Below are 9,869 nucleotides of genomic sequence, written 5' to 3' on the forward strand. Positions count from 1 at the left end.
AGGGTGCCTTTTAAATCATTGGGCTCAGAACTTTACGATTTCCAGAAATCGTTCCGGCATTTGTTAAACCTCAGATGAAATTCCAATCTGGATGACGAAATCGCTTATCCGGCGGCGGAAACCTTGCCCTGATTCAAGACAACATCCGCTTTCTTTTCCAACTCGTCTGCATCCGTTAAATAAGCATGACTGAGGACGTTAAACTCCGCGTCAAATTCATAGACCAGCGGCGCAGCAGTCGGGATCGTTACTTCCATGATTTTTTCCGCGCTCAGCTGATCAAAATAGTTGACCAGCGCTCTTAAAGAATTGCCATGCGCGACGATCAGCACTTTGTTTCCCGCCAGCATTTCCGGTTTGATCACAGCTTCAAAATAAGGGACGACGCGTTTGATCGTCGTTTCCAGACTTTCGCCATCCGGCAGCAGAGCCGGATCCACCCGCCGATACATCGTCTGCCTAAGCGCACTGCGCGGATCCCCGGCAGGCAGGACTGGCGGCAGGACGGCATATGCACGGCGCCACAGCTTCACCTGTTCCTCACCGTACTTCGCCGCTGTTTCCGCTTTATTCAACCCCTGCAGAGCGCCGTAATGCCGTTCATTCAATTTCCAGCTTTTGATCACCGGCAGCCAGCTGCGGTCCATCGCATCCAACATGTGATCCAGTGTATGAATGGCCCGCTTTAAAACTGACGTGTAACAGAGATCAAAATCAAATCCCTGATCTTTCAAAATCCGGCCAGCCTGTTCAGCTTCCCGACGTCCAGTTTCACTTAAATCGACGTCTGTCCATCCGGTAAACAGGTTCAGCTTATTCCACTCACTTTCGCCATGACGAACCAGGACCAGTTTCATAACTATCCTTCTCTCTTAGTGTTAGTTAATTCTAACTTTCATTTTAATTCTATTTCTCCTCTCATGGATTGTCAACGAAAACGACCGACGTCTCAAATCCTTTGAAGAAAAAGAAGAAATTCCGAAACAGAAATTCCCTTTGGCCACAGTTTTTTTGATCGGCATTCTTCATTCTTTCCATAGTTTATGCCAACGCAATCAAAACGGATCTAACCCCTGTTTTCTAATTTATCCTCGTTTCAACACACCGTTCACTTGCCTTCTCATTCATGGCCGCGGACATCGTTTCTCTCACGCCCATTTTCAGAACGAGGTCTCCTTGAGCAATCGTCCCCTGGTGTATTTCGATGATAAGCCTCCTGCCTCTCTCTGTCAGAGGCTGCCGCTTGTCCGCAGATACCGTTTCCTTGCTTTGCCGACGACTCAGTGTGTCCATTTTCTACATCTCCCGCGTCAGTTCTTGCCTGCCGCATCACGAAAGAGCGGCAGCTCTTTTTTCAAACAGTCATGATCAGGCAGTGACCCATCCTCTGTTCCACCTTTGAAAATCAGGCGAAAGGAATTTTTCCTGAATCAAATTCCATCAGGTTTGATCAAAAGTAAAAGCCCGGAAAATTTAGCTTTTCCGGACTCTTTGAACCATTTTGAGAATAAAGCTTAACGCTTGCTGAACTGCGGAGCGCGGCGAGCGGCCTTTAAGCCATACTTCTTCCGTTCCTTAGCGCGGCTGTCACGAGTCAGGAAACCCGCAGCCTTCAGCTTCGGACGGTAATCGCTGGAAGCTTCCAACAGTGCCCGTGCGATACCGTGACGCATAGCGCCTGCCTGGCCGGTGAATCCACCGCCGCAGACGTTGATCTTGATGTCAAACTGACCCAGAGTTTCTGTCAGTTCCAACGGGGAACGGACAACCATGCGCAGAGTTTCTTCCGGCAGGTATTCCTCCAAAGTCTTTCCATTGATGCTCATTGCACCTGTGCCCGGGGTCATGAAGACGCGGGCAACAGCTGTTTTACGACGGCCTGTGCCGATATACGTTACGTTTGATTTCTTTTTCGCTGCCATTAGTCTTTCTCCTTACTAACCCTTGATTTTCAGCTCAACAGGTTTCTGAGCCTGATGCGGATGCTCGCTGCCCGTGTAAACGAACAGATGCGTGCGCATAACATCGCCTAACTTCGTGTGCGGAAGCATACCTTTGATGGCCTTTTCGACCCATTCAACCGTATACTGTTCCCGCATCACGCGCGTTGTGCGGACACGCAGTCCACCTGGATGCATAGAATGGCTGAAGTAGCTCTTCTTGTTATCCTGATCGCCTGTGATTTCGATCTTGTCAGCATTGATCACGATGACATAATCACCGCAGTCAACATTTGGTGTATAAGTAGGTTTGTGCTTTCCACGCAGAACCGTTGCGACTTCGCTCGCAAGCCGTCCCAGTGTTAATCCTTGTCCGTCAACGACGTACCACTGACGTACAACTTCATTTGGTTTTGCCATAGTTGTCTGGCGCATAATTTAATTCCTCCTAACCAAGTGTAGTTTCCGGGGCTACATTTGGCATAAGTTGCCGAGTATTATTCTAAACTCCCGGCTCCTTTTCGTCAACTGTTTTTTAGCCTTTTTACCGTTTATTTTCATACTTTTCCCTATTTGGAAGATTTCCACAGCTCTCCGTGTGCCATTTTGCCCGAAAACGGAAAAAGCGGCTGTTCCTGCCGCCTTCCTCATCAATACATGTTTTATGAAAATTCAAGGTTATCGGAAAGGTTATCGAAATTGAATCTCCGTATCCCCCATGGCATTATCCACCTTCAGATGATGCGTTCCAGAAGTATCCTTCCAGGAATTCGACAGATTCTGATCATAGTACGCCTCGCCGATTCCGAGACTGCCCATGGCGTTCTCCGCTTCAATCCGATAATCCGAGCGGCTTCCGTTGAGCGTCAGCATCGCATCGCCCAGCGCCACGTCAAACTTGCAGCGCCCCTGCAGCGTCCCGGTGAAATCGACGTCACCCAGCGCCATCTCAAATTCAGAATCCACAAAATCCAGATCTTCGACGATCAAATCGCCCAACGCCAGTTCCACTTCGGAATTGGTCAATGTCACGCCGCTGCCAACATAAATGGTAATCCAGCTGTGATCATGACTCAAATTGCAGTTATTGATATGATCCGGATGTTCCAGTTCCACTTTCAGAATGCCCTTTTCAACCTTTGTCTTAATGCTCTGGCAATTCCGGTAATTAATTTCCACGCGGGTCTGAGGACCATCGTTGCGCATCAGCGTGACATCGCCCAAATCGCTTTCGACGTCGATGCCTGTGATATCGGAAAAAGTCTCGTCGTACGTCTGATAATTTCCATCGCCATACCCCATGCCCATGCCATGCCAGTTATGTGTTTCATAATCCTCATCCTCGTCGTGATGCTGCCGGTTCATATGTCCCTGACCCATTCCCATCCAATGATCCCCAACGCGGATGCCGACGCCGTTTTCCAGCTGATCGACGTCAATTCCCAAATCCTGTGAGGTTAAAGCGGTCTTCCCGGTGATCAGCGAGATCGTTAAGATCAGAATCAACCCGGCTGCGCCCATACCAGCCGCAATTTTCAAAACTGTCTTCATGCCTGATTTCTCCTTTCACGAATCCATTCCACGCCTTCCTGCGCCTTCTCTCTCGCCCATGGCCAGACCTTTTTCACCAGCGCGATCAAACCGCACAGGCAAACCAGAAACAAGGCCGCGCAAATTAACATGCCACCCAAGGCCAGTCCCGCTGAAGCCCAGGAAACAAAGATCATCCTGACGGCACTCACCAGCAGCGAACCAGCCAGCCCGAAAAATAAGAACAGCAGCAGAAGAATGACCATAAACGGTAAAAACAGAAGGAATCCGAAAATGATCAGTAAAATGACAATCACGATCGCCAGCGGCACCCAGATCGGACTGGCAACCAGTGCCAGGCACAGGATCTGCGGCCACGGCCATTTCTTAGCTTCCTGCTGATCAGCATTGATCCGGCTGTTGTAGCTGCTGCGGATCCCTTTCGCAAACGCCTCCGGCGAGCCCAGATCGCGGACTGCCTGATCGAACTGATCTTCGCCCGCTTCGTCAAAATATTCCTCACAATACCGCATCGCGCTTTCCTGCTCTTCCCGCGGCAGTCCTTCCAGCGCTTCTTTCAGCCGATGCAGATAAATCTGTCTAGTCATCAAGATTTCCTCCCTCTAAAATCGTCGTTATCTTCCGGGAAAAATACACCCACTCCCGCTTATATTCTTTGTTTTTCTCCAGACCTTCGTCTGTCAGCCGGTAATATCTTCGATTTCTGCCCATTACCGCCACGTCGTAGGTTTCCAATAATTCTTCTTTCTGGAGCCTTCGCAAGACCGGATACAAGGTCGATTCCGAGACCCCCAGCGTTTCCTTGATCTGCTGGGTCAGACGATAACCATAAGTATCCTCCTTCGCCAGGATCGCTAAAACACACGCATCCAGCAGGACCGAACCAATCTGAAATGTCATGGTATCTCCTCCTTGTATAATATTATATGTTGTATAATATTATATGTCAACTAGAGTATAAATCGAATTGATTTCGTCCATACTAAGATCAGGTGATAAACATGGAACTTTCTGAACACAGACATATTTTATATTTCAGCGAACAGCCGATCATTCTGATGGAAGAACTTCTGAAAATCAAAAACATCGGTTTTACCCATATTCCTACGGGAATTCCTGAAACCGCACTTTCGCAGGCTCAGCAGCATTATATCGCGCTGAAGGCTTCGCCGTTTGTGGAAAACTCTGGAATTGGATTTATCTTATTCGGTTCCGCCTGCGATCTGGCGCTGCCTCTGCAGCAGCTGTGCGAGGTTAAGATGCTGCTGGTCAATCCGCTGCGGCACGATTATTTTCCCGCGAGGATCAGCGTCATCGAAGCCAGCGAGGAAGAATCGATGTTCCTGCAGATCAAGGCGAAGCTGGAAAATATCGTATAGGCAAGCTTTGTCTGAGCACCTTTTGCAGCTTTGACATCCTTCGCATAACACGTGGCGTCCACTGCGCAAACAAAAAAACTGATCCTTCTCAATCAGTTTTTTTAATTTATGACAAAGCTCTTTTTATTTATCCTGAACGCAACTTTTGGCCAGAGCGTCCTGTGAAGATCCACGGGATGAAGAATAATAGACCTCAACCAACGTCAATCCCTGCGGTTTGGCATTGAAATGGCAGATCTGTTTATCCCGGGCCAGCAGCATCTTCTGCACTTCCTGCGGCGTCAGCCGGCCGCGCCCAACTTCAATCAACGTTCCCGTCAGCATCCGTACCATATACCGCATGAAACCATTGCCTTCGTAAATCAATCGCAGCTGATCCCCGTCTTCAACCAGCTCCAGACGCGTGATCGTCCGCACCTGATCCGGCGTTTCCGTCCGGGAATTGGCGCAGAAGGAGGAGAAATCATGTTCGCCGATCAGATAAGCCGCCCCCTCGCGCATGGTCTGGACATTTAAAGCCCATGGCGTTTGGAAGGCATAACGGCGGGTAAATACGTTCGCATCGCCCAGCTGAATTCGGTATTCATACCGTTTCCCAATCGCGTCAAACCGGGCATGAAAATGCGGGTCAACAGTTTCGATGGAACGAATGTGGATATCTTTCGGCAGATGGCCATTGATTGCCCGCTTCCATTGGAAAGCGTTGAGTGAGAAATCGACGTCAAAATGGAAAACCTGTCCCCAGGCATGGACCTGGGCGTCCGTTCGACCGGATCCCGTGATGGATATGGGCTGCCGGCAAATGGCGCTGATCGCATCCTGAATCGTCTGTTGAATCGTCGCTCCGCGCTCGGCCGGTTGGATCTGCCAACCGGCATAATCAAAGCCATCGTAGCTGACGACCGCTTTAAACCGCTGTCTCATGCCAGCCAGAGAACAAGCATCGTTCCCAGCAGCGCGGCACATCCTGCCAGCAGCAGATAATCCCGGCCTTCCATCTTTAAGATCTTATATCGCGTCCGCGTCCGTCCCGGGCAATAGCCGCGGGCTTCCATCGCGTTCGCCAGTTCCTCAGCCCGCTGAAACGCCGACACGAACAACGGCACGATCAGTGATAAGACCGCCATGATCTTTTCTTTCAGCTTGCCCTCTTTCAAATCCACGCCGCGGCTGGCCTGAGCGCGCATGATCCGCTGCGTTTCCTCGATCAACGTCGGAATGAACCGCAAAGCGATGGAAATCATCATTGCAATCTCATGCGACGGCAGGTGAAACCGCTGAAATGGCTGAAGCAAATCTTCAATCCCCAACGTCAGATCCAGCGGTTTGGTCGTTGCGGTTAACACCGTCGTGATGATGATCATCAACATTAACCGGATTGCGATATATAACGTCTGGAATACCGCGTCGCTGTAAATCGTGAAGCCAAATATTGTGACCAACGGCGCGCCGGTGCGCAGCACGAGAATGTTGACGATCAGCAGAAACAGCAGCATGAACAACATGGGCTTCATCGACCGCCAGACAAAGTTCAGGCTCAGCTTCGCGATCAGTACGACCGCGACGGCGCAGACAGCGATGATCGCATAGCCTGAGAAGCCGGCTGGAAAAAAGATCGCGATCAGCACGATCAGCATCGCCATGATCTTCGCCCGCGGATCCATGCGGTGGATTGGGGAGTTAAGCGGCATGTATTTGCCTAACGCAAAGTTATTCATTTCAGCTTCACCTCCCGCAGGATTTCCTTCGCCAGGGAGGGAATATCCATGATGTCTTCAGACAGGTGAAAGCCGCGTTGATTCAGCATCTCACGGGTACGGATGATCGCCGGCGGCAGGATGTTTAACTGCTTTAACAGATCCGTTTTGCGGAAAAATTCATGAACCGACGTTTTCTGCAGAATTTCGCCATGATCCACAACGACGACATTGTCGCAATAATTGAGAACGTGTTCCATATCGTGCGTCACGATCAGCACGGTTTTGTTCATCTGCTTGTTGAGATTCATAAACAGCTGCATCATCGACTGAGCACCCTGCGGATCCAGGCCGGCCGTCGGTTCATCCAGCACCAGCACCTGCGGATCCATCGCCAGAATGCCCGCAATCGCCACGCGGCGTTTCTGTCCGCCGGATAAATCCAACGGCGAGCGTTCCAGCATCGTTTCATCCAAACCGACAACCTTGATGACCTCGCGGGCCCGGCGCACTGCTTCTTCTTCGCTGGCACCGAAGTTTTTCGGTCCAAAAGCGATGTCCTTCAGAATTGTTTCTTCAAACAACTGATATTCCGGAAACTGAAAGACCAGTCCGACATCCTTGCGCAAGCTTTTCAAGTGCTCCGGCTTCTGCTGAGCGCTGATCGTCCTTCCCAGAATTTCGAGCTTCCCCGCGGTCGGAAGCAGCAGCGCGTTGAGATGCTGCACCAGCGTCGTCTTTCCGCTGCCGGTCTTGCCGATAATCGCCGTGACCTTGCCTTCCTCAATTTCCAGATCCACATCTTTCAATGCGGCGTAGGCAAACGGCGTCCCACTGGAGTATGTATAGCTTAGTTTTTCAAATCGAATTGACACAGTTGATTCACCAGCCCTTCAATCGTAATCTCCGGCTTCATCGTTAAGCCGTTTTTCTTTAACTGCTGCTGCAGCTTGATGCTGAACGGAATATCCAGATGCAGGCGAATCAGTTCTTTATCCCGCAGCAGGATTTCCTCCGGCGTGCCTTCCATCTTAATCTCGCCCTGATCCATCACCAGCACATGATCGCTCTTGGCGACTTCCTCAATGTCATGGGTGATCGAGATGATAGTCAGCTGGGTTTCGGCATGCAGCTGGCGGATCACGCGGTTAATTTCATCTTTCCCCTGTGGATCGAGCATACTTGTCGACTCATCAAAAATGATCATTTCCGGCGCCATTGCGAGCACCCCGGCGATGGCTACACGCTGTTTCTGGCCTCCAGACAAGCGGGTTGGCTCGCTTTCCAGATAATCGGTCATGTTGACCTTTTCTGCGAATTCCGTAATGATGGCGTCCATTTTTTCCTGCGCCACGCAATGGTTTTCCAAACCAAATGCGATATCGTCCCGCACCGTGGAACCGATGAACTGGTTATCCGGATTCTGGAATACAATTCCCACCCGGCTGCGGATTTCCATCAGATTTTCCTCGTTTAAAGGCAGATTGTCGATCAGGATCTCGCCCTCATCTTTTTCCAGCAGCCCGATCAGCAGCTTGGCGATCGTCGACTTGCCGCTGCCGTTGTGACCGATAATTGTTGTATAACTTCCTTTCTCAATGGCGAAGGAAACATGACGCACGGCATGCGTCGCTTCGTCATAGGAAAAGCTCAGATTTTTAACTTCCAGCTGTTTCATAGTTCTCACCTCAAAGTGTTTTAATTATACAACAGATAAACTCGTTTTAAAACAATAAAGAACCCCTTATGGGAAAGGGATTTTCCAGGTCTTTACAAAGCGTTGAATTTGTTTAGCGATCTGCGGTCGATGACACCGCTTTCGCTGATTTCAGCCTTGGACATGCCCGCGAGAACCGCGATCGGAAAAAAGAAAAAGTCCGCGCCGCCGAAGCGGAAGCCGACTTGTTTCCATTTTATTTCGATTCCAGACGATATGCGTGATACTGACCGTTCAGGCAGTCGACCTGATTGGAAACGTTCAGAATATCGCTTAAGATTTTTCCTTTTTCCACAAGCAGATCCTTGCTGATCGTAAGCGACTGATCGCCGTCCGCTTCGTTGATCTGATAGTCATGTTCCTTGATAATTCGAACGAAGGTGATCAGATCCTCCACCGCCGGGAAGCTGATATCGTGATAGATCGTCACCAGTGAACCTTCCGGATAGTTCTGATCAAAATCCAGCTGTTCTTTCAGGCAGGCTGAAATGAAAGCCGGCTTTAAATAGGGATACATCAGATTGATTTCCTGTACTTCGCGGGAATACTGCGGCTCTTCTTCAGCCTTTTCTTCAGAGGCCGCTTCCGGTTCTGTTTCAGCCGGTTCTTCTTTCTGCGGCTGCGGCGTTGTTTCTTCTTCGTCGCTGCTCAGTGTAATAATCGTTTTTTCTTCGTCTTTTTTATTGGCTGCTTTACTTAACAAATAGGCGGCGCCGCCAGCGGCTGCCAACAAGCCGAATATTAATCCTTTTTTCATCGTTGTCACCGATCCTTTTCTTTATTCTATCATATTTCATCAGGTTTTAAACTATTTTCTTAATAAGCCCACGACGGCGACACCATCGCCGACCTCCGGATAGAACTGCGTGAGGCAGTCGGGATCATGCATCAGGGTTTCCCGAAACCGCCGCAGTTTTTTAATCATTTGCCGGGTGCCTTTGTTTTCAGTCAGGGACGGATCTTCGACCATTCCATGAAAGTTCAGATTATCAAAGACAAAGACGCCGCCCTTGGCAAGATTACCGCGGAATTGTTCCATATAGCGGGGATATTGCGCCTTCGCGGCGTCAACAAAAATCAGATCATAGAGCCGGTCAGTCTGAAACTTTGCGATATCCATTGCGAACACATGGATCTGAGTATCCAGCCGTTCCGCCGCAATGTTGGCAATCGCCAGCTGTGCGCGCTCGGGATCATTTTCCAAAGTGTCAATTTGAATCAACGTTGAGAGCTTCGCCATCCGAATTGCCGAATAACCGATTGCAGTGCCCAATTCCAGAATTCGGGTATAGGCTTGATTGCGAATGAGTTCCAGAATGAATTCAATACCAGTTTTCATCATAATCGGCACATGGTTTTCCTGAGCGTAAATCTCCAAATCATTAATGGACGGCATTGAATTTCCCCCTTTTTATCCTTTTTTATTCATACGCGCTATTTCCACAGGATAAGCATGACTTTGTCTTTGGGCATCCCCTCAGCTTTCTGACGGGGTTGATAAGAAAAAAGGCTCCCTGAGAAAGGGAACCGGAGAACCTGGCAACGAGCTACGTTCACTATGGCAGGCATAGCTATTCTCGCCGCG

General features: G+C 49.7%; 13 protein-coding genes. 1 reads left to right on the forward strand and 12 read right to left on the reverse strand.

Annotated elements, in window-relative coordinates; translation table 11 throughout:
* Nucleotides 1-104 precede the first annotated feature (104 nt).
* From gpmA to I2G61_RS14940, 6 genes are all read right to left on the reverse strand, one after another.
* A complete protein-coding gene (gene gpmA, locus I2G61_RS14915) occupies nt 105-857 on the reverse strand; it encodes a 2,3-diphosphoglycerate-dependent phosphoglycerate mutase (protein ID WP_072683908.1) in 753 nt (250 codons plus the stop codon).
* A 657-nt stretch (nt 858-1,514) separates the two neighbouring features.
* On the reverse strand, nt 1,515-1,922 hold the full coding sequence (rpsI, locus tag I2G61_RS14920; protein WP_006059536.1) for a 30S ribosomal protein S9: 408 nt from the start codon (nt 1,920-1,922) through the stop codon (nt 1,515-1,517).
* Between the two features lie 15 nt (nt 1,923-1,937).
* Nucleotides 1,938-2,375, reverse strand: a complete 438-nt coding sequence (gene rplM, locus I2G61_RS14925) for a 50S ribosomal protein L13 (RefSeq protein WP_006059537.1) — start codon at nt 2,373-2,375, stop codon at nt 1,938-1,940.
* Between the two features lie 255 nt (nt 2,376-2,630).
* Nucleotides 2,631-3,491 carry a DUF4097 family beta strand repeat-containing protein gene (locus tag I2G61_RS14930; RefSeq protein WP_072683949.1) on the reverse strand — a complete coding sequence of 287 codons (861 nt, stop codon included), beginning with the start codon at nt 3,489-3,491 and terminating at the stop codon, nt 2,631-2,633.
* Complete coding sequence (locus I2G61_RS14935; protein ID WP_072683950.1) at nt 3,488-4,078, reverse strand: DUF1700 domain-containing protein; 591 nt, start codon at nt 4,076-4,078, stop codon at nt 3,488-3,490. The genes I2G61_RS14930 and I2G61_RS14935 overlap by 4 nt, the downstream gene beginning before the upstream one ends.
* Nucleotides 4,071-4,391 (reverse strand): PadR family transcriptional regulator, encoded by a 321-nt coding sequence (locus I2G61_RS14940; protein WP_072683951.1) that lies wholly within the window; start codon nt 4,389-4,391, stop codon nt 4,071-4,073. Before I2G61_RS14940 ends, I2G61_RS14935 begins: the two co-directional genes overlap by 8 nt.
* 101 nt (nt 4,392-4,492) lie before the next feature.
* Here I2G61_RS14940 and I2G61_RS14945 point away from each other — a divergent pair, with 101 nt between their 5' ends.
* Entirely contained in the window at nt 4,493-4,870 is a 378-nt protein-coding gene (locus I2G61_RS14945; RefSeq protein ID WP_072683952.1) for a hypothetical protein, read from the forward strand.
* Nucleotides 4,871-4,993: 123 nt separating this feature from the next.
* Here I2G61_RS14945 and truA read toward each other — a convergent pair whose 3' ends face one another.
* From truA to I2G61_RS14975, 6 genes are all read right to left on the reverse strand, one after another.
* Nucleotides 4,994-5,794, reverse strand: a complete 801-nt coding sequence (gene truA, locus I2G61_RS14950; RefSeq protein ID WP_072683953.1) for a tRNA pseudouridine(38-40) synthase TruA — start codon at nt 5,792-5,794, stop codon at nt 4,994-4,996.
* Entirely contained in the window at nt 5,791-6,588 is a 798-nt protein-coding gene (locus tag I2G61_RS14955) for an energy-coupling factor transporter transmembrane protein EcfT (protein ID WP_072683954.1), read from the reverse strand. Before I2G61_RS14955 ends, truA begins: the two co-directional genes overlap by 4 nt.
* On the reverse strand, nt 6,585-7,442 hold the full coding sequence (locus I2G61_RS14960) for an energy-coupling factor transporter ATPase (protein WP_072683955.1): 858 nt from the start codon (nt 7,440-7,442) through the stop codon (nt 6,585-6,587). The genes I2G61_RS14955 and I2G61_RS14960 overlap by 4 nt, the downstream gene beginning before the upstream one ends.
* On the reverse strand, nt 7,418-8,245 hold the full coding sequence (locus tag I2G61_RS14965; RefSeq protein WP_072683956.1) for an energy-coupling factor transporter ATPase: 828 nt from the start codon (nt 8,243-8,245) through the stop codon (nt 7,418-7,420). The genes I2G61_RS14960 and I2G61_RS14965 overlap by 25 nt, the downstream gene beginning before the upstream one ends.
* Nucleotides 8,246-8,480: 235 nt before the next feature.
* Nucleotides 8,481-9,041, reverse strand: a complete 561-nt coding sequence (locus I2G61_RS14970) for a hypothetical protein (RefSeq protein ID WP_072683957.1) — start codon at nt 9,039-9,041, stop codon at nt 8,481-8,483.
* Between the two features lie 51 nt (nt 9,042-9,092).
* On the reverse strand, nt 9,093-9,680 hold the full coding sequence (locus I2G61_RS14975) for an O-methyltransferase (protein WP_072683958.1): 588 nt from the start codon (nt 9,678-9,680) through the stop codon (nt 9,093-9,095).
* Nucleotides 9,681-9,869: the final 189 nt, after the last annotated feature.

Source organism: Holdemania sp. 1001095H_141210_F2, assembly GCF_015558105.1.
Lineage (GTDB): Bacteria > Bacillota_I > Bacilli_A > Erysipelotrichales > Erysipelotrichaceae > Holdemania.

Excerpts from the sequence above, each read along its gene's own strand:
- gpmA (WP_072683908.1), bottom strand. The coding sequence starts at position 857 with ATGAAACTGGTCCTGGTTCGTCATGGCGAAAGTGAGTGGAATAAGCTG.
- I2G61_RS14975 (WP_072683958.1), bottom strand. The coding sequence starts at position 9,680 with ATGCCGTCCATTAATGATTTGGAGATTTACGCTCAGGAAAACCATGTG.
- truA (WP_072683953.1), bottom strand. The coding sequence starts at position 5,794 with ATGAGACAGCGGTTTAAAGCGGTCGTCAGCTACGATGGCTTTGATTAT.
- I2G61_RS14935 (WP_072683950.1), bottom strand. The coding sequence starts at position 4,078 with ATGACTAGACAGATTTATCTGCATCGGCTGAAAGAAGCGCTGGAAGGA.
- I2G61_RS14930 (WP_072683949.1), bottom strand. The coding sequence starts at position 3,491 with ATGAAGACAGTTTTGAAAATTGCGGCTGGTATGGGCGCAGCCGGGTTG.
- I2G61_RS14965 (WP_072683956.1), bottom strand. The coding sequence starts at position 8,245 with ATGAAACAGCTGGAAGTTAAAAATCTGAGCTTTTCCTATGACGAAGCG.
- rpsI (WP_006059536.1), bottom strand. The coding sequence starts at position 1,922 with ATGGCAGCGAAAAAGAAATCAAACGTAACGTATATCGGCACAGGCCGT.
- I2G61_RS14955 (WP_072683954.1), bottom strand. The coding sequence starts at position 6,588 with ATGAATAACTTTGCGTTAGGCAAATACATGCCGCTTAACTCCCCAATC.
- rplM (WP_006059537.1), bottom strand. The coding sequence starts at position 2,375 with ATGCGCCAGACAACTATGGCAAAACCAAATGAAGTTGTACGTCAGTGG.
- I2G61_RS14940 (WP_072683951.1), bottom strand. The coding sequence starts at position 4,391 with ATGACATTTCAGATTGGTTCGGTCCTGCTGGATGCGTGTGTTTTAGCG.
- I2G61_RS14945 (WP_072683952.1), top strand. The coding sequence starts at position 4,493 with ATGGAACTTTCTGAACACAGACATATTTTATATTTCAGCGAACAGCCG.
- I2G61_RS14970 (WP_072683957.1), bottom strand. The coding sequence starts at position 9,041 with ATGAAAAAAGGATTAATATTCGGCTTGTTGGCAGCCGCTGGCGGCGCC.